Origin of the sequence: Treponema sp. (genome assembly GCF_052169735.1) — a bacterium.
GTDB lineage: Bacteria > Spirochaetota > Spirochaetia > Treponematales > Treponemataceae > Treponema.
On sequence record NZ_JBQNBW010000012.1, the window covers coordinates 15,592 to 35,130 of the forward strand.

Annotated in this window: 17 protein-coding genes and 3 tRNA genes; 15 read left to right on the plus strand and 5 right to left on the minus strand. The window is 42.7% G+C overall.

Annotated features, from left to right (window positions below; translation table 11 throughout):
• Positions 1 to 219 precede the first annotated feature (219 nt).
• From ACTTJ8_RS03320 to ACTTJ8_RS03330, 3 genes are all read right to left on the minus strand, one after another.
• On the minus strand, positions 220 to 1,725 hold the full coding sequence (locus tag ACTTJ8_RS03320) for an IMP dehydrogenase (RefSeq protein WP_442715669.1): 1,506 nt from the start codon (positions 1,723 to 1,725) through the stop codon (positions 220 to 222).
• Between the two features lie 490 nt (positions 1,726 to 2,215).
• Positions 2,216 to 2,773 carry an STAS domain-containing protein gene (locus ACTTJ8_RS03325; protein ID WP_442715668.1) on the minus strand — a complete coding sequence of 186 codons (558 nt, stop codon included), beginning with the start codon at positions 2,771 to 2,773 and terminating at the stop codon, positions 2,216 to 2,218.
• Between the two features lie 62 nt (positions 2,774 to 2,835).
• Positions 2,836 to 3,564 carry an SDR family NAD(P)-dependent oxidoreductase gene (locus ACTTJ8_RS03330; protein WP_442715667.1) on the minus strand — a complete coding sequence of 243 codons (729 nt, stop codon included), beginning with the start codon at positions 3,562 to 3,564 and terminating at the stop codon, positions 2,836 to 2,838.
• Positions 3,565 to 3,632: 68 nt separating this feature from the next.
• Here ACTTJ8_RS03330 and ACTTJ8_RS03335 point away from each other — a divergent pair, with 68 nt between their 5' ends.
• Positions 3,633 to 4,433, plus strand: coding sequence for an RNA methyltransferase (locus tag ACTTJ8_RS03335; protein ID WP_442720305.1), 801 nt, complete (start codon positions 3,633 to 3,635; stop codon positions 4,431 to 4,433).
• Here the strand turns inward: ACTTJ8_RS03335 and ACTTJ8_RS03340 are convergent.
• Complete coding sequence (locus tag ACTTJ8_RS03340) at positions 4,360 to 5,487, minus strand: sigma 54-interacting transcriptional regulator (protein WP_442715665.1); 1,128 nt, start codon at positions 5,485 to 5,487, stop codon at positions 4,360 to 4,362. The two genes, ACTTJ8_RS03335 and ACTTJ8_RS03340, sit on opposite strands and share 74 nt — an antisense overlap.
• A gap of 25 nt (positions 5,488 to 5,512) precedes the next feature.
• Positions 5,513 to 5,602 (minus strand) — tRNA-Sec (locus ACTTJ8_RS03345).
• Positions 5,603 to 6,218: 616 nt separating this feature from the next.
• On the opposite strand from ACTTJ8_RS03345, the gene ACTTJ8_RS03350 reads away from it, so the two are divergent.
• The 14 genes from ACTTJ8_RS03350 (at position 6,219) to rpoB (ending at position 19,527) form a co-directional block, all read left to right on the plus strand.
• On the plus strand, positions 6,219 to 8,333 hold the full coding sequence (locus ACTTJ8_RS03350; protein ID WP_442715664.1) for a methyl-accepting chemotaxis protein: 2,115 nt from the start codon (positions 6,219 to 6,221) through the stop codon (positions 8,331 to 8,333).
• Positions 8,334 to 8,460: 127 nt separating this feature from the next.
• Positions 8,461 to 9,948, plus strand: a complete 1,488-nt coding sequence (locus ACTTJ8_RS03355; RefSeq protein ID WP_442715663.1) for an HDOD domain-containing protein — start codon at positions 8,461 to 8,463, stop codon at positions 9,946 to 9,948.
• Positions 9,949 to 10,024: 76 nt separating this feature from the next.
• Positions 10,025 to 10,693: a metal ABC transporter ATP-binding protein gene (locus ACTTJ8_RS03360; RefSeq protein WP_442715683.1), complete on the plus strand. Its 669-nt coding sequence runs from the start codon at positions 10,025 to 10,027 to the stop codon at positions 10,691 to 10,693.
• A gap of 82 nt (positions 10,694 to 10,775) precedes the next feature.
• Positions 10,776 to 12,296, plus strand: a complete 1,521-nt coding sequence (locus ACTTJ8_RS03365) for a hypothetical protein (protein WP_442715662.1) — start codon at positions 10,776 to 10,778, stop codon at positions 12,294 to 12,296.
• Between the two features lie 69 nt (positions 12,297 to 12,365).
• A tRNA-Thr gene (locus ACTTJ8_RS03370) sits at positions 12,366 to 12,438 on the plus strand.
• 26 nt (positions 12,439 to 12,464) lie between these two features.
• On the plus strand, positions 12,465 to 12,635 hold the full coding sequence (gene rpmG / locus ACTTJ8_RS03375; protein ID WP_442715661.1) for a 50S ribosomal protein L33: 171 nt from the start codon (positions 12,465 to 12,467) through the stop codon (positions 12,633 to 12,635).
• A 38-nt stretch (positions 12,636 to 12,673) separates the two neighbouring features.
• Positions 12,674 to 12,746, plus strand: a tRNA-Trp gene (locus ACTTJ8_RS03380).
• Between the two features lie 21 nt (positions 12,747 to 12,767).
• Entirely contained in the window at positions 12,768 to 12,947 is a 180-nt protein-coding gene (gene secE, locus ACTTJ8_RS03385; protein WP_442715660.1) for a preprotein translocase subunit SecE, read from the plus strand.
• 9 nt (positions 12,948 to 12,956) lie between these two features.
• Positions 12,957 to 13,511 carry a transcription termination/antitermination protein NusG gene (gene nusG / locus ACTTJ8_RS03390; protein WP_442715659.1) on the plus strand — a complete coding sequence of 185 codons (555 nt, stop codon included), beginning with the start codon at positions 12,957 to 12,959 and terminating at the stop codon, positions 13,509 to 13,511.
• Between the two features lie 78 nt (positions 13,512 to 13,589).
• Positions 13,590 to 14,024: a 50S ribosomal protein L11 gene (gene rplK, locus ACTTJ8_RS03395; protein ID WP_442715682.1), complete on the plus strand. Its 435-nt coding sequence runs from the start codon at positions 13,590 to 13,592 to the stop codon at positions 14,022 to 14,024.
• Positions 14,025 to 14,705 carry a 50S ribosomal protein L1 gene (gene rplA, locus ACTTJ8_RS03400; RefSeq protein ID WP_442715658.1) on the plus strand — a complete coding sequence of 227 codons (681 nt, stop codon included), beginning with the start codon at positions 14,025 to 14,027 and terminating at the stop codon, positions 14,703 to 14,705. It abuts the gene before it with no gap.
• A 1-nt stretch (position 14,706) separates the two neighbouring features.
• Positions 14,707 to 15,237: a 50S ribosomal protein L10 gene (rplJ, locus tag ACTTJ8_RS03405; RefSeq protein WP_442715657.1), complete on the plus strand. Its 531-nt coding sequence runs from the start codon at positions 14,707 to 14,709 to the stop codon at positions 15,235 to 15,237.
• Between the two features lie 95 nt (positions 15,238 to 15,332).
• Positions 15,333 to 15,719 carry a 50S ribosomal protein L7/L12 gene (rplL, locus tag ACTTJ8_RS03410; RefSeq protein WP_442715656.1) on the plus strand — a complete coding sequence of 129 codons (387 nt, stop codon included), beginning with the start codon at positions 15,333 to 15,335 and terminating at the stop codon, positions 15,717 to 15,719.
• Between the two features lie 313 nt (positions 15,720 to 16,032).
• Complete coding sequence (rpoB, locus tag ACTTJ8_RS03415; RefSeq protein ID WP_442715655.1) at positions 16,033 to 19,527, plus strand: DNA-directed RNA polymerase subunit beta; 3,495 nt, start codon at positions 16,033 to 16,035, stop codon at positions 19,525 to 19,527.
• Positions 19,528 to 19,539 lie beyond the last annotated feature (12 nt).

The following is a 19,539-nucleotide window of genomic DNA, read 5'->3' on the forward strand; positions in this document are numbered from 1 at the left end:
GCGAATACTCAAGGATAAACACCCGTGTATAACGGGGTGTGTGTATCTTCTATCAATAGGCACAGTCGAAGAGGCATTGATACTAATGCAGTTTGTCGACTGTGCCTTATCCGTACGGGGGTTAAATACGCGCATGCAGCGCCGGGGCTGTTGATTTTTACAGGGACTATCGGAAGAATATCTAAATTTCCTTGTGCTTGTAGCCCTCCTGTCTATGAGCTACCGTATAGACGAGCGCACATCTTTCAATACAACATCATGCGAGCCGCCCTCAACAATACTGGAGGGAGAAACAAGCGTTATCTTTGCATTTTGCTGTAGTTCGGGAATGGTAAGCACGCCGCAGTTGCACATAGTAGAACGGACTTTATACAGCGTTGTTTTGACGCCGTCATGCAATGTTCCGGCATAGGGAACATAAGAGTCTACCCCTTCTTCAAATGCCAGTTTACTATCGCCGCCTGAATCATAACGCTGCCAGTTTCTAGCTCGGGCAGAGCCTTCTCCCCAATACTCTTTCATAAAGCTGCCGTTAATCAATATCTTGTTGGTCGGGCTTTCATCAAAGCGGGCAAAATACCGCCCAAGCATACAAAAATCGCTGCCCATTGCCAGCGCCATTGTAATATGATGGTCGTACACAATACCGCCGTCCGAACATATCGGGATATACACTCCCGTCTTTTTAAAATACTCATCCCGTGCCTTAGCGACTTCAATCAATGCAGTTGCCTGCCCGCGTCCAATTCCCTTCGTTTCCCGTGTGATGCAGATGGAACCGCCGCCAATACCGACTTTAATAAAATCAGCTCCTGCATCAGCCAAGAAGATAAATCCATCCGCATCCACGACATTGCCTGCTCCAATCGGGATTTTATTTCCATAGGTCTTTTTCACAAATTGAATAGCCCGCTTTTGCCATTCTGAAAAACCATCTGAGGAGTCTATACATAAAACATCAGCTCCGGCAGCAACCAAGGCAGGAACCCGCTGCTCATAATCACGAGTGTTAATACCGGCACCGACTAAATAGCGTTTTTTTTCGTCCAATAGCTCATTCGGATGCTCTTTTTTACTTTCATAGTCTTTCCGGAATACAAAAGCCACCAGCTTACCTTCCGAATCCAAGACCGGCAGCGCATTCAGCTTATATTCCCAAATAATATCGTTTGCTTCAGTCAGTGTAACCCCTTCATCAGCATAATGGATTTTTTCAATCGGTGTCATAAACTTTGCAACGGGTAAATCCCGCGCCATTCGACTGGGACGATAATCACGACCGGTAATAACACCCAGCAACTTCCCATGCGCAGTACCGTCATCAGTAACCGCAACGGTCGTGTGTCCTGTTTTTTCCTTCAATCGGAGTACATCTTCCAATGTGTTATCTGGCTTCAAATTTGAATCGCTTTCTACAAAACCTGCCTTATAATCTTTTACCGCACATACCATTGCAGCCTGTTTTGCAATATCCTGTGAACAAAAGATAAACGAGATTCCTCCTTCTTTTGCAAGTGCAATCGCCATACCATCATCAGAAACCGACTGCATAATAGATGATACAAGCGGAATATTTAAGGTATAAAGCGGAGTTTCACCCTTTTTGAACCGTGTAAGCGGAGTATGCAAGTCAATATTTTGCGGATTGTGATCAACCCCTGTATAACGGGGAATAAGCAGATACTCATTAAAAGTATGCGAGGGTTCTTCATAATAGTATGCCATAATAACTCCTTAGCCGTGCGGAAGGTTTAATACCCCCTGTGCTTCTTGAGCCATAACAAAGGGTATTAAACCCGACTGCAACCACATGATAAGAACCGCAAGCCCGGTATTGTGCACCGACCTTGCGGATTACTGAAATAATAGGGGAAATAATGCCGTACCTTACATTTTTTATCAAGCCCTCACAGCCGGTAATTTCAGATTCTAACAATTATTCCGCATAGTTCACACTGATTATGCACAACTTACTCACCGAATCAACAACTTATCCACAACTTATTACAGTGTTTTTCATAAGAAGAATACAACATAGGACTGCACAAAAGGAAGTTTACATATTATACTTCAAATTAACAAACAGTATAAATAGTAAATGGTAAAAGATTTATAAAATAAATAGAATGGAACGGAACAGAAAAGTGTAAAAAAAAATAAGTTATGAATATATCATGCAAAATATATCCACAACTTATTCACATATTGCTATCAACTATCCCAAAGAAACCTGCGCATTACTGTCTATAACTAGAATAGTTTTACATTCGGAACACCGGAAACGTCCCGGGCGCGGCGCTTTTAACTTTTTTGCACAAATAGGACAAGAAAATATTTTAGGGAATACACTTGTCTGAGAGACAATAGGAACTCCTTTATTCTTAAAGAAGTCAATCGATGTCTCTAAAGAGTCATGAATAGTGAAAAAGTTGGCAAAGCCGAGCAGTTGAAAAACCTCATACACTTTTGGCTGAAGGCTCAATAGTACAATATCACCGCCCTTACTTTTTACCGCTTTCAGAAATGCAGTAAAAGAACCGATACCTGTTGAGGAAACATAGTCCAAATGTGCACAGTTAAAAATAATCTGAACATATCCGGCATCTATCAGGGTTGTGATTCGCTTTTGAAAAAATGTTGAATTATAGGTATCAACATATCCTGACAAAAGAATCACCATACATTTCTCAAGCCCTTCGACTTTTTGAAGTTGAATTTTAAGACTTTTGTCTTTTTCAGTGTCAAAACTCTGAATTATTTCAGCATCATTCATATACCAATCCTTTACTCCCATGCAAAAACTTTATTATATTACACATACCAGTGCAACTACGATTACAGAGAGAACGATGTCCATCCTTTATCTATCGGCATAATAATACCATTATAGGTACTATTTTTTAATAAAAAAAGAACTGCATCCGTTATCTCTGCATGAGTTACCAACTTTCCATCAGGACTTTTTTGAGCCAATGCTGTTCGATCTGCTTGCGAGAATAATCTGCTATCGGTAAAACCGGGACAAACCGCATTCGCTGTTATCCTGTATGCAGCATACCCCATACTTATCGATCTGACAAGAGACATAAGCCCCGTTTTTGCTGCTCCATAAACAGGATTTGTTTTAAAGCCCCGTATTATCTGCGTCTCAGTACCGCCGAATAATAATATCCGCCCCCACTTCCGTTCTTTCATACCGGAAAGAGCCGCGGAAACAAGTAACCCCGGAAGTGTAAGATTTGCATAGACGGTGTTTATCCACTCTTCCATTGTTGTTGTATCAAGAGGTTTCTGCAAAAAAGGACCATAACCGATACAGAGTATATCAGTAGCCTGTGCATACCGGCATAGTTCCTGTAAATATGTCCGATCCGCTAGATCACACATTAGAACGGCTGCATTCCCTTGGCTATAAAAAGCTTCAAGCTGCTGCGAATGCGTCCGTCCCTGCACTACAACGGAGACAGACTCTTGTAAAAGCGCTTGCGCTACGCTGTATCCTATGCCGCTTGTACCGCCGATCACTAAAGCACTCTTACCTTGCAGTGAATTTTCCATACTCATACCTATGCCTCTTTAATTATACTGCAAAGCACTTGACATAACAAGCGCTTTGTACAAAATTACCAGCCATGATTTCTCAGAACTCACAACACCGTCTTCCCGTTGCAGTTATTCTTTGCCGTCCGGAAATAAGCCGTAATATTGGAGCCGTATGTAGGGCTATGGCCAATAATGATTGTTACGACTTACGGATTGTCGGCAACAAAACAGACTATGATGAGCAGGAAATACTCCGGCTTGCTATCCATGCTGACGCGATTTGGCACAATGCACGTTTTTTTGAACCTTCCGTAGACGGATTGAAAGCCGCAGTTGCCGATAGCAGTATTGTAGCAGGCACCACGAGACGTATGGGGGAAAAGCGTAAATCATGGGGGATGACACCCGAAGAGTTCTGCTCATTCGCATGGACAAATGCAGAAGGGCTGATTGCTGTAGTTTTTGGGAATGAACGTACCGGTCTTACTGATGAAGAGCTGCATATTTGCTCGTTAGCGTTAAATATCCCGTCATCTCAAGTGTTTCCTTCTCTTAATTTATCTCATGCCGTGCAGCTTATTTGTTACACATTGTTCCGTGCCTATAGCCGGCAGCAATACGGCTATAAACGAATCCCGTACACAGCCATTACTGCGGCAGCTGAACACATTAATGAGTATCTATGCGCTATCGGTCTTTTTAAGCATGGAGGAAAAGAAGATAATATCCGGTTTTTTCAAGAAATTATTGCCCGTGCCGGCTTATCTATCCGGGAGGCACGATATTTAGAAACATTGTTCAAAAAAATTTGCTATATCAAAGGTCAATATGATATGTCTGTATCACAGGAGAGTTCCGCGCCAGAAATGCCGCACGCTGCAGACAATTAAACAGTTCCCGCACGTTTCCCGGCCAGCTGTAATTATGTAACAAATCAAGCGCCTCCCGTGACAGCGTTTTCTGCACTTCTTTTAAATAATGACGGGAAAGATACGCTATATCTTCTTTATGCTTACGGAGGGGCGGCAAAACAAGATGAAGCACATCAAGCCGATAAAAAAGATCTAGACGAAAAGTTCCTTTATGTACCATATCCTGCAAATCTTGATTTGTTGCGCATATCAGCCTAAAGTCAGAATAATATTTTTTGCTTCCGCCCAGCTTATAAAACTCCCGCGTTTCAATAACCCGCAGCAGCTTTCCTTGCAGATTCAAAGTTAAATTTTCAATCTCATCAAAAAAGAGTGTACCGTGGTCAGCTTGTGCAAATAGCCCTTCTTTTTCAATAGCTCCCGTATATGCTCCTTTTGAGGAGCCGAACAGCAGGCTTTCTGCCAATTCTTCCGTAATACAGGTGGTATTCACCGGCATGTAATTTCCGGTACGATGATCAGAATAATGATGAATAAGGGAAGCGACTACCTCTTTTCCGGAACCGCTCTCCCCATACAGCAGTACATGAGCTGTTTGAGCCGCAGCATCCATGATAAAGTTTCTCACTTCTTGCATTTTAGAACTTTTGCCTTGTAATTGTACATAAAGAGGGTCATTTTCCATAGTCGCAATGGCTTCTTGTTTTCTTATATAGTTATAAAAAGCATTATCTACTGCAGCGGAAAGGATATTAAAATCGCAAGGAATAGGGAAACAGCCGGAAATTTTTTTTGCAGCACACACTTTTTGCTCTACAAAACAGCAGTGCTGCCGAGAGAGTAAAAAAATCGATAGAGCTGGATACTGTCTACAAACAGTATTAATAATATCAGGCGGATAGATGCCGCCCGCTTCAAAATCAAACAACAGTACATCGTATACTGTTTGTTCTAATCGAGTTAAAACCTCCCTATTATCTGCTACATAATCTAAAATCCAGATAGGCTCCGATAAATGCCTGAGCTTTTCAGCATCTTCTGGAAATGCAGCAAGAAATAAAACATTCAGCATGATGCTACACACCCATAAGACAAAATCGGAAGAGGCAGGAATCGAACCTGCCGTTGCGAATTATGCAACCAACGGTTTTGAAGACCGCGAAGACCACCAGATCCCATCAGCTTCCCGATAAGCAATGCAGGCAGTATAAAGTGAAAAAGGCTTTTACGCAAGCGATCTGCACGTAAAAATGAGGGATTCCTCATTGCAACTGTTTAAATCATTGTATGGCAATAGGTTACAACAATGCAGCCTGCAAAAAAAAAGGCATGAGGAGTGAAATGGACAAATTATTACATAATATGACTTTACAATTTTTTATGCAGAATTTCTGAAAGTTTTTACAGTTTTTTACAGGTTATTGTAGACTAACTGTTGAAAATAGTGTATAAAACTATCGCTAATATTTATCGATATAAAATCCATAATCAAATTAAAATTTATTCATAGGGAGCATTAATACCCTGAGACTGATTGAGTCGTCACAGAGGGGGATTAAAGCAAACCTCAATTACCTTACAAGAGTAATATAACTACGATGCTCTGCGTCGGGGGATTTTTATTTCCAAAAGTATAAAAAGTTTTCGGTGTATCGTTCAAGCTGTCTGCAAGCAGGATAGGAATGCTCAGTCTTAGTATAGCAGCATTCGAGGGGATACTATCGCCGCCTTTATGGGGGTAAATAAAAGCTGTTTTCTTGACTTTTTATGGAAGTATCGATAAGGCATGAGAGGAGATGTAGTATGCATAAAAAATTAACAAAGAAACGTTTTTCCTTAGGAAAAAAACTGATGCTCATATTCGGCTCACTTATTTTTGTTGCCCTTATGATAGAAACTGTACTGGGTGTCACAGTTGCCCGCAATGCCGTAACTGAAAAAATTCAAGATCATTTAACGGATAAAGCTGCCGATGTTGCAGAAATTATTGACGGAAGAATACAGGCTACACTCCAATTTGTTGAAGGGGTTGCCCGTATGCCGGCTTTAAGAGATACTGCTCTTTCATACTACGAAAGAGTACAAATGCTGACTCATGAAGCGGGGAATAATTCCCGAGTTGAGTATTTCGGTGTTGCAGATATGAAAGGAAACCGGTACGGCACCGATGACGGAAAACCGGTTTATGTCGGCGATAGAGAATGGTTTTTATCAGCCGCCTCGGGTAAACCTTTCGTAGCAGAGCCGACTCTCTCCCGTGTCTCAAACACCCTGCAAATTATCTATGCAGTACCGATTATCGGTGATGATAAAACTATTATCGGTGTATTAAGTGCAGCCGTACCGGCAACACGCTTATCTGAGGCTATAAAAGATATAACTATCGGTACAAAAGGTTATTGCTATATTCTTGGCTTGAACGGAAATACAATTGCAGATAGAGATGTGCGCTTCGTAGAAGACCAATATAATTCCGTAGAAGAGGCTAAAATGGATCCGAGTATAGCGCCCCTCGCAGCCTTTGAAACGAAAGCGCTCCAAGCTACAACACCAGGAGTTGAATACTTTAATAATGAAGGAGCAGAAACGCTATCATCCTATGCTAAGAGCAAATTATCAGGATGGACGGTAATTATCACAGCGCCCTACCAAGAATTTATGGCATCAGTAAACATGATGAGCCTTTTTATGAATATCATTTGGGGCGCAGTTTTAGCAGTTTCACTCATCATTGTGTATTTTGTTGCGCGGAGTATGGTAAAGCCGCTTCAAAAGCTGGTGGCTGCGCTAAAGGATATTGCACAAGGGGAAGGTGATTTAACGGTACGTATGGCTGTAAGCGGCAATGATGAGGTTACAGACCTATCTCAATATTTTAATGAAACAATACACAAGATTGCTACATCTATTCAGGCAATCGGAACAAACAGCAGTGTTATGGAAGAAGTTGGTAAAGAACTTTCCGCGAATATGAGCCGGACTGCGCATTCCATCAAAGAAATTAGCACAAACATTGAAGGTGTTAAGCAGCAGACAATTACACAGGCCGCAAGTGTTGCCGAAACTGCCGCAACGGTTGAAGAGATTATCAGAACGATTAAGCAGCTGAGCAACAGTATCGAAACACAGGCTGCAAGCGTAGCGCAGTCTTCATCATCAGTTGAGCAAATGGTTGCAAATGTTGACTCAATTAGTACAACGCTCACAACAACTGATACGATTATCAAAGACCTTGTGTCTGCAACCGATGATGGTAAAGCCACATTGGTAACTTCGAATACGGTAACGCAAAAGATTGCAGAAGAATCAGGTTCTTTGATGGAAGCCTCGGGCGTTATCCAGCATATTGCATCGCAAACAAACTTGTTAGCAATGAATGCTGCTATAGAAGCTGCTCATGCTGGTGAAGCAGGAAAGGGGTTCGCGGTTGTTGCTGACGAAATCCGTAAACTGGCGGAAGATTCTGCAATGCAAGGTAAAACGATTACGGCGACACTAAAAATGCTTACCGGTGAAATAGAAACGCTTTCTGCATCCTCTAAAACTGTAGAAGAGAAGTTTAATACTATCTTCAATCTTACGCAGAAGGTTACAGATATGAGTAACCTGCTAACGGAAACTATGAGAGAACAGGCAAAGGGGAGTAAAGAAGTACTGACGGCTATTAAAGATATCAATATGGTTACCACAGAAGTACAAGCAGGTTCTGAAGAAATGCTGAAAGGCGGGGAGGGGGTTGCACATGAAATGCATAAATTAGATGAGCTTACCCGGCGTATTACTGAAAGTATGAATGAGATGGCTTCCGGTGCTGTGCAGATTAACAATAGCGTACAAGAAGTAAATGAAATGACACAAAAAAATAGACAAAGTATTGAGAATCTGGCAAATGAGGTCGGAAAATTCAAAGTGGAGTGATATACTAAAACTGCATTGAGACACCCCCAATGTTTGTGTGATAAACGAAAAGAATGCCTCGCGGAATCTCTGTGCTTTTTGTCAAGACGCATTGCGGAAATTCTTAAATTCCCGTATACTATCCATCATGAGTAATAGTACCAGTATTCCGGTTGATAAAAATAAAATTGGGCAAGCGGTTCAGATGAATATCCCTCTTTCAATTAACACTTATACGCTTCCTAAAGAAACGGAAACATATATTGTTGAGGTAGTAAAAGTTTTTCTTGGAGCTGTGCATCAAACGGAAATTGAAGACTATATTGTCTATTGTTTGAATGAGCTGACTACTAATGCGAAAAAAGCCAATACAAAACGTGTATATTTTAAAGAAAAAGGTTTTGATATCTATGATCAAAAGTCCTATGATGAAGGTATGCTCAATTTTAAGCAAGAGAGTTTGAGTAATATTGATTACTATCTTCAGCAGCAAAAAAAAGAGGGCTTGTATATTAAAGTGATTATGCAGGCAAAGCCCGGTTGTATCATTTTTGAGGTACGCAATAATGTACAGATGGTTGCAACCGAATTTAAACGTATTTTCGATCGGATGGTCGTTGCGCGGGATTATGAGACCGTTGATCAGGCTTTTATGCAAGCTATTGATGATACCGAAGGGGCAGGGCTTGGACTGATTATTATGCTGCTGATGCTGAAAAAAATCGGCTTACAGGAAGATGCTTTTGAGCTTATTACCGAAAAAGATATGACGATTAATCGGATTACTATTCCGACGGATTTTGAAGCAAACCGGCATCTGTTAGAATTAACCAAGACTATTGTTGAGTATATTGATGAAATGCCGCAATTCCCTGAAAAAATTATGGAAATTCAACACCTCATCAATGATCCAAATGCAACGATGGGGACTATTGCTTCATTGATTAGCGATGATATTGCCTTAACAACTGATCTTCTCAAGATGGTCAACTCTGCGGCATTCGGACTGACGAAAGAGTGTATGAGTATTAACGAAGCGGTTAAAATGGCTGGATTGCGCGGTATTCAACACCTGTTGTATTCAGTCGGCACTTTGCAGGTCTTAAATGTTACGAATGAAGAGCAGAAAAAACTGTGGGATCATACCTACAAATGTGCATTTTTTGCGTATAATATTGCAAAAATACAGGGGAAAGTCGGTATTCTTGAAGAAATCTATGTGTGTGCTCTTTTGCATGATCTGGGAAAAATCATATTTAGTTCGATTTATCCTAAATTACTGGAACAAATCAATGATCTGAAAACTGAAAGGAATATTCCTGAGCCGGTTATACAAAGCGTTATGGCAGGAATGGAGCATCAAGCAATCGGTGTAGCTGTAGCGGAAAAGTGGCATCTGCCTGCCGCCATCATCAATACGATAAAGTATCAATATGATCCTGAATCAGCGCCCAAGGAATATTGTAACTTGATTGCTACTGTGGGGTTTGCGGAGTTTATGCTGCAGTATACTGAGGGAAATATCAACTACTATCAAATACCGCCTATTCTGCTGAAACAGCATGCTATCGAAAAAGAAGAACAGCTGCAGGCTTTGTGTGATAAGCTGAATGCAAAGTTTCACAAGCAGGACTAATACCGCAATGGAAGAGTGTCTGTCTGCCGTGTGCGCTGCATGCTCCTCTGTACATGAACATACAGCCGAATGCAGTATGGTGTGTATTCAAAATCTTTCTTTCCGCTACGGTAACGGCAAGGCGCTATTTGAAAATTTATGTCTTACTATTAAAAAAGGGGCATATATCTCGATTGTCGGTGAAAACGGAACAGGAAAAAGTACACTGGTTAAGCTCATCCTCTCTCTAGTGCTTCCTGATGCAGGAACTATCCGCTGCGGTACCCAAATGGTTGGGTATGTGCCTCAAAAAAAAGCCGCAGTAAGCGGTTTTCCCATTACTGTATACGAAGCCTTAAATTCCTATCGCATTGTACGGAAATGCCATGATAAAAGTATTATCGACCGCATTCTTGCCGATGTGCGGCTGCTTGAACATAAACATGCCCGGATCGGAACGCTTTCCGGAGGACAGCTGCAAAAAATGTATATTGCCCGTGCGCTTATCGGTGAACCTGATCTTTTGATACTGGATGAGCCGTCAACCGGTATTGATATCCAAAGCCAACAGGAGATTTATGCCTATATCAAAAAACTGAATACGGAGAGTGGGTTGACAGTTGTGTCCGTCGAACATAATCTCGATGCAGCTGTTCTTAATTCTACCGATATTTTTCATCTTGCAAATGGCTGCGGCCATCTTTGTACACCGCAAAAATATGCTGCAGAGTTTCTGCATTTCCGCCGTTCGGTTTATTCCGGTTAAGTGCTGAGCATTCCAGGGCAATCTACAGTATCCTCAGATGCTTTCTTAAGCTGTGGACTGTGCGTGCCGATACCATAGACGTATGAAAAGAGCTGTTTTTTGGATTCCGTGTTGTTTTTTTACCGGTATTCTCTTATGTATATTGAGTGTTTATCCTCTTTTTGCTGCTGATGCATCTGTAATCCCCGGTATTGAGGTTAGCAAAGAAGCTGCTCCTGCCGGTGCTGTGATAAAAACAGTGCCGTCTTCAGAGACTCAGCAAGCCGTCCGCCTCTATCCTTTTGATCAAATTCCCGATTCTGCCGAAATACGTCAGCTTATTTTGAGTAAGTGGCTGTCTGCGCCGATCGACGAGGTTATAAAACTTGGGGCTGAAGTGTATACGGATTCCAAAGGTAATGCTTTTACGGTGTCCGGCGCCTATGCGGAAAACGATAAGACTACCTATACGGTCTCTGTGATACCGTTGCTGACCGACTATAGTATTCCTGACCGAAATCTTGTTCCGCAAGGGGCATGGATGCTGCAGCGGAGTGTTGATACGGGGGCCCCGCTATCAATTAAAATATATCCGCGCGAGAATCCTGCTCTTTTAATTTCTCTGCATCCGGCTGCAAAAAAAGCGTATCGCGGGAAGTCCTTTATCGATATTCGTCTCTTTAATGCCTATGTGTGTAGAGGTATAGCGGTAGGCGTTCCTTTTGAGGCTTTGTATCAGCTTTCGCTTTCTCGTTTAAAGGCATTGACTAATGCGGTTGTTCCATGGGATATATTTAACCTGCCGTGTTATAATAGTCCAGTGCGGGTGTTGTCGCAGATTGTACAAAGCCGGCTTGACCGGTTGGTGTATGTAGCTGATGCTTGTTTTGATCATGAAGGAAAACCTGTGCACATCAGTACGCTTGAGCCTCAGACGGAGTTGGAGCTTACCTCCGCTCTTAGAATAGATCAAATTCGGTCGGAAATAAGCGGCGGTGTTGATGCTGCCGGCTTTGCAAAGTGGGTAATTGATGGGATGGTGCGGCCTGTCGCAGGGCAGGGGATTATGGTGGAATCACTTAAGCTTTCGACGGATGTGCCGAAAACGCATTTTACCAAACCTATGCTTTCTACAGCTGATGTGTTTCTTGGGCTTGATTGGATTCGTAATCTTGGTGCTGCAGCTTTAACTCTGAATCTCAGCCGTACTGTATATCCTTCTGATTCCGGTTTGGATGTAACGGTGTGTCCCTTTGTGCTTGATGGAGTGTCTGCATCAAAGCTTGAAAAATCATCGGCGCGGCAGGCGCAGTTTTTAGGTTGTCAACAGTATGCAGGCTATCAAACATCATACCTGTTGCCGCTTTTGTATTATCTTACGATAACCGAAGCGGATCATTTTTATCTGGCTTGTTTGAGTGCTGGATCCACCGGAGCGGAGCTGAGAACGTATGATAAGATAGCGGTGTTCTTTCCTTACTTTGACGAATGGGGTGCGTTTCATCTTGATATATATGAAAACGGGGCGTTTGTTTCAAGTGAGGATTTTATAAAGGCTAATGCTGATATGTATACTGCGTTGGTGCGGGTGCGTGCTCCCGAAGTCGGTTTATTTAATCCGTAATTTATGTGTGAAAAATATTTTGCTGCGCTTGACACTTTTTTGCGCTTCTGATATTCTAAGATGTCTTATGCTTCTGTAGCTCAGTCGGCAGAGCACAACCATGGTAAGGTTGGGGTCAGCGGTTCGATTCCGCTCGGAAGCTTTTTCTTTTTTTAGAGGGAGGTTGTAATGGCTAAAAAAACGTCTGTTGAGCTGATTTCGCTGCAGTGCAGTGAGTGTAAGCGGAAGAACTATACGACTGCAAAAAATCGAAAAAACATTCAAGGAAAGCTTGAGTTAAGCAAGTATTGTCCGTTTGATCGTAAGCATACTCTGCATAAAGAAGCGAAGATTAAGTAATAATAAGTATTATTGGTTATAATTCTCACCGTTTATATAGGTCAGTAGCTCTAATGGCAGAGCGTCGGTCTCCAAAACCGAATGTTGAGGGTTCGAGTCCTTCCTGGCCTGTTTCTTGAATAAGGGGTAGGTATGTCAAAAATAATTACTTTCGGGAAAGAATGTATTGCTGAGCTGCGTAAAGTGGTTTGGCCTACTCGTGATGATGTTGTTGCTGCTGTTAAAGTTGTTATCGTTTCTACTATTCTTGTTGCTGTTTTCTTTGGTGCGGTTGATGCTTTTTTTGTTGCCTGCTTGGGATGGTTCTTTTAAGGGACGGGTATGGCAAAAGAGTGGTATATTCTTCATATCTTTTCAGGGTATGAAAAAAAGATTGAGCGGGCGATACGTCAACTTATAGATAATAATAGCATACCTCCCGGTGTTGTGTCTGAAATTAAAATACCTGAAGAAGAATTGACTGAGGTAAAAGACGGTAAGAAAAAGGTTGTTAGGCGGAAGTTTTTGCCGGGCTATATTCTTATAGAGATGGATTTGCCTGCTACGAATTGGAAAGGGGTTTGTGCTCCTATACGGCGTATTCATGGTGTTACCGGTTTTTTGGGCGTTGTGGGTGATGCTCGTCCGCAGGCTATTTCTGCTGAAGAAGCGAAGAGTGTGTTGCAGAAATCGGGTGAAATTAAGGGTGAAAAGCCTCGTGCTGCACAGATTTTCGCAGAAGGTCAGCAGGTTAAGATTATTGAAGGTCCTTTTGCATCATTTACCGGTAGTGTTGAAGAGATTATGTCTGAGCGTAATAAATTGCGTGTTATGGTGCCTATATTTGGACGGACAACGCCTGTGGAAGTTGATATGCTGCAGGTTGAGTTGGTTTAGTTATTATTATTTTTTTTATGTGTTGATTTTTATTTTTATGGGAGGGAAGTGTATTCCCGTTAATACCAGAAGGAGATAATTATGGCAAAAAAAAAGGTTGCTGCGGTTATTAAATTGCAGTGTCCTGCCGGAAAGGCAACGCCGGCTCCGCCTGTTGGTCCTGCTCTTGGACCTCATGGTGTGAGTGCGCCTCAGTTTGTACAGCAGTTTAATGACCGTACAAAATCAATGGAGCCTGGTCTTGTTGTTCCTGTTGTTATTACTGTGTATTCCGATAAAAGTTTTACTTTTATTTTGAAGACACCGCCTGCTGCTGTTTTGATTAAAAAGGCTTGTAATATTCAAAAGGGTTCTTCTAATTCAATGACGCAGAAAATTGCGAAGCTCTCGAAAGCAAAATTGGAAGAAATTGCAAAGATGAAGCTGCCTGATGTTACTGCAAATGATTTGGAAGCTGCTAAGAAGATCGTTGCAGGTACTGCACGTAGTATGGGCGTGGAGGTGGAGCGTTAAATGAAGCACGGAAAAAATTATCGTAATGCACTAAAAAAGTATGATAGTACGGCTTTGTTTCCTGTACCTAAAGCGGTTGATCTGGTTAAAGAGCTGAAGTTTGCGAAGTTTGATGAAACCGTTGAAGTACATGTCAGTCTTAAAATCGGAAAGAATCAGAGTGTTCGGGATACTGTTGTGCTTCCGCATCAGTTCCGCGGTGAAAAACGCGTATTGGTTTTCTGTAAAGAGGATCGTGTAAAAGAGGCTTTGGATGCCGGTGCTGCCTATGCAGGCGCTGCAGAGTATATTGAAAAAGTGAAGGGCGGTTGGCTTGACTTTGATGTCGCAGTTGCAACTCCTGATATGATGAAGGATGTTGGACGGCTTGGTATGGTCTTGGGGCGTAAAGGGCTTATGCCGAATCCTAAAACCGGTACTGTTACTACTGATATTACTGCTGCAATTAACGAACTGAAAAAAGGACGGGTGGAGTTTCGTGCCGACAAGACAGGTGTTGTACATTTAGCAATCGGAAAGGTTTCTATGGATACCGATAAGGTTGCCGAAAATATCACAACATTACTGACGGAAATTGTGCGGAAAAAGCCTACCGATGCGAAGGCTGATTTTGTGCAGTCTGTTTCTATCAGCTCTACAATGGGGCCCGGTGTCTGGATTGATTATAAGGTAGGAGAATAAGATGGCATTGCGAGCACATAAACCGCAGCCCTCAAAAACGGCTGCTATTGAAAATATAACCAATGAATTAAAGGCTTCGACATCTTTTATTTTTACAGAATATCGCGGATTGTCGGTGGAGCAGATTACTCAGCTCCGTGCAAAGCTGCGTGAAAATAATTGTACGTACAAGGTTGTGCGTAATAATTTTGCGCGTATAGCTTTTGATTCTATGCAATTAGATGCCAAGGATTACTTGGTTGGTCCCACAGCAGTAGCAATGGTCAGCGAAGATGCAAATGCTGCTGCCAAAACTTTGTTTGAATTTGCAAAAGAAACCCCTGCTCTTGTTGTTAAGGGGGCGGTGGTTGATGGGGAGTTCTATGATGCTGCAAAGATCGAAGCATTCTCTAAACTGCCCGGCAAAAAAGAACTTATTGCAATGTTTATGTCTACGGTTAATGCCACGACTGCTAAATTTGTGCGTACTCTTCAAGCTATTGTTGACAAAGAGAACGGCGCAAGTGCAGCTCCTGCATCCGCTGAGGCATAATAAAATTTCGGCAGTCAGGCTTCATGCGCTGTCTTCCTGTCTGCCTTTACTGCGGCTTGTATAAGCTGTAAATTTATTTTATAGGAGAAGATAATATGGCGGCATTAACCAATGAACAAATTATTGAAGCAATTAAAGAGAAAACAATTCTCGAACTTTCCGAGCTTATTAAGTCCATGGAGGAGGTGTTCGGTGTAACAGCAGCAGCTCCTGTAGCTGTGGTTGCTGGCGGTGCGGCGGGCGCTGCTCCTGCTGAGGAACAGACTGAGTTCACTGTAACCTTAAAAGGTTTGGCAGACCCCGGCAAGAAAATTGGAGTTATTAAAGAAGTTCGGAACGTTGTTGCAGGTCTTGGTCTGAAAGAAGCAAAAGAACTTGTAGAAGGTGCTCCGAAAGTCTTGAAAGAGAATGTTTCTAAAGAGGAAGCTCAGAAAATTAAAGAAGCAATGACTGCTGCCGGTGCAGAGATCGAGATTGCCTAGTTTTTTTAACAGATGCCGGTTGTATGATACAATCGGCATTTCTTTGATCTTGTGATTTTTCTCATGTTTGTTTGTAGCTTCCTCGTTTTGCGGGGAGGCTTTTGTAGTTTATTCAGAATAGTAAAGTAAAAATAGGAAATAAGGACTTGTCAGCTGTCCGCGCCAGAAGGCTGATGGTTTGATGATATAACACGAGCCTTTAGGAATGGCGGTTTTCAGTAGGTTCTATCGGTTTTAATAATGAGCTGCACATTGAGTGCCGTGGTCTTTGCAAGATTATGGATCTGCTCAAGCAAGTGAAGGGGGATATGGGATGCTTGTTCGGAAAACGGTTAATCGCCAATATATCGGAAAAAATATTCAGAATTTTATGGAGCTGCCTAACTTAATAGATATCCAGCTCGCTTCGTATGAAAAGTTCTTAAGCCGCGGTGTTCATCAAAGCGGTAATACGTCGGAAGAGGTCGGTCTGGAGGATGTGTTCCGGACAACCTTCCCAATAGAAAGTCCGAATGGCGATATGACCCTGGAATATCAATCATATACGCTTGATGAAAATGATATAAAGTTTAGCGAGTACGAATGTAAGCAGAAGGGGTTAACCTATGCGATCCCTCTTAAAGCTCAAATAGACTTGGTGTTCAATCAAACCGGTGAAATTCGCCGTAAAAGTATCTACATGGGCGATATTCCCTTAATGACAGAGCGAGGGACATTTATTATCAACGGCGCTGAACGGGTTGTCGTTTCGCAAATTCACCGTTCTCCGGGGGTTATCTTTTCTCATGATAAAGGTGTCTATTCAAGCCGAATTATCCCCTACCGAGGCAGTTGGTTGGAATTTGAGATTGATCAAAAGAAAGATTTAATTTACGCAAAGCTGGATAAAAAGAAACGCATTCTTGGAACCTTATTTTTGCGGGCATTGGGGTACGAAACCCGTGAACAGATAATTGACTTTTTTTATAAGACTGAAGTGCTGTCTGTTGCTGAAGGCAGCGCTGCTTATGATAAGCTGGTAGGGCGTGTTTTTGCAAAACGGATAACGATTACCGATGAGTCAGGTGAGCGTACTCTGTATCAGGCTGGTGAGAAAATACATCCCCACGTTATTGATGAACTGCATCAAAATAATATTACCGAAATATCCGTAATCGATTTTAAAGCGGACGGTAGTCTTGATTCTCCTGTTATTATCAACTGTTTTGAGCGTGAGGAAATCCGTTTTGCTGATGCTGCCAAGGGACAAGAACCTTCCAAAGAGGAAGCTTTGTCGGTGGTTTATGCAGCCTTAAAACCTGGTGATCCTATGACGGTGGAAGCAGCCGAAAAAGATTTAACGTCGATGTTCTTTTCTTCCCGCCGCTATGACCTCGGCAGGGTAGGGCGGTATAAGCTCAACAAAAAGTTTGACTATGCGCAGCCGGTGGAAGAATGTACCCTTATCCTCGATGATATTGTAAATACGATGAAGTATCTCATTCAAGTATATATTGGCGCAGCTTCTATAGATGATATTGATCATTTAGGAAACCGGCGCGTCCGTTCGGTTGGTGAGTTGATGACGAATACATTAAAAACCGCCTTCTTGCGTATGGAACGGATTGCACGTGAGCGGATGGGATCAAAAGAAATTGAGACGATTAAGCCGCAAGAACTTATTTCTATAAAGCCGATCGTTGCAACGATTAAAGAGTTTTTTGGTGCAAGTCAACTTTCCCAGTTTATGGATCAGGTCAATCCGCTTGCAGAGCTTACTCATAAGCGCCGTTTGAATGCTTTGGGGCCAGGCGGACTTTCACGTGATCGGGCAGGTTTTGAGGTTCGTGACGTTCACTATACGCACTATGGACGGATGTGCCCCATTGAAACACCGGAAGGTCCGAATATCGGTCTTATTGTTTCGATGGCAAGTTATGCACATGTCAACGACTATGGTTTCCTCGAAGCTCCGTATGTAAAGGTTGTAAACGGTGTGGCAACACGGGAAGTTGAATATCTTTCAGCAATGGATGAGGATAAGTACTACATTGCGCAGGTTTCAACGGCTGTGCAAAGCGACGGTACCATTACTGCCGAGCAGATTGCATGCCGGCATCAAGGCGATTATACAACACGTAACTCAAAAGATGTACAGTTCATGGATGTCTCTCCAAAACAGATTATCTCTGTATCTGCTTCTTTGATTCCCTTCCTGGAGCATGATGACGCAAACCGCGCCCTTATGGGTTCAAACATGCAGCGTCAGGGTGTCCCTCTGGTGTTTCCGGAGCCTCCTCGGGTTGGTACCGGTATGGAAGGTAAGTGTGCATACGACTCCGGCGTTTTAGTAAAAGCAAAGCAAAGCGGTACGGTTGTATATGCTTCTTCAGAAAAAATATCGATCAAGGCTGATGGTGATGAAGGAAAAATCCGTGATTATGTGTTGTTGAAATATCAGCGGACAAACCAAGATACCTGCTACCACCAGCGTCCGATTGTTTCGGTGGGACAGCATGTTGAAGTGGGGCAGGTTATTGCTGATGGGCCTGCAACATATCAGGGTGAACTCGCACTGGGACGTAATATTTTGGTAGGCTTTGTGCCGTGGAATGGGTATAACTACGAAGATGCTATCCTTATTTCGCGCCGTGTTATCAAAGAAGATATGTTTACCTCAGTGCATATTAAAGAATTTTCTACCGAAGTCCGCGAAACAAAGCTGGGAGCGGAACGGATTACCAGTGATATTCCCAATAAATCGGAAAAGAGCCTCGACAATCTGGATGCGGAGGGCATCATCCGTATCGGCGCTCAGGTGCGGTCGGGCGATATCCTCATTGGAAAGATCACCCCTAAAAATGAGTCCGAAACAACCCCTGAGTTTAAGCTTTTGAACTCAATATTTGGTGAAAAAGCAAAGGATGTGCGCGACTCTTCTCTTCGTGTTCCGCACGGAATTGAGGGCACTGTTATTGATGTGCAGCGTCTCAAGCGTTCGCAGGGGGATGATCTGAGTCCCGGTGTCGATGAATTTATCAAAGTACTGATTGCGACAAAACGTAAGCTGCGCGAAGGTGATAAAATGGCAGGACGGCACGGGAACAAAGGTATTGTTGCCCGTATTTTGCCGGAAGAAGATATGCCGTATATGGAAGATGGAACCCCGCTGGATATTTGTTTGAACCCGCTCGGCGTTCCGTCCCGTATGAATATCGGTCAGATTTTGGAATCTGAGTTAGGATTAGCAGGTTTGCGTCTTGATGAATGGTATGAAGCCCCGGTATTCCAGTCGCCGACGAATGAGCAAATCGAGCAAAAGCTTGTACAGGCAGGTATTCCTGCAAACTCAAAGGTCAAGCTGCGTGACGGACGAACGGGTATGCCCTTCCAAAATGATGTTTTTGTCGGGGTTATCTACTTTATGAAGCTGGCGCACTTGGTAGATGATAAGATGCACGCACGGTCTACCGGGCCGTACTCGCTGGTAACACAGCAGCCCCTTGGCGGTAAGGCACAGTTCGGCGGTCAGCGTTTGGGAGAAATGGAAGTTTGGGCGCTTGAAGCGTATGGTGCGGCAAATACCTTGCAGGAATTGTTAACCATTAAATCGGATGATATGCATGGGCGGTCGAAGATATATGAATCGATTGTAAAGGGACAGGCAACTACGGCTGCCGGCATTCCGGAATCGTTTAACGTATTGGTACAAGAACTGCGCGGTTTAGCTTTGGACTTTACGATTTATGATCAAAAAGGAAAGCGTATTCCGCTTACCGAACGTGATGAAGAATTGATCAATGAAAAAAGCTCTAAGTTTTCAAATTAAGATGAGGATGGG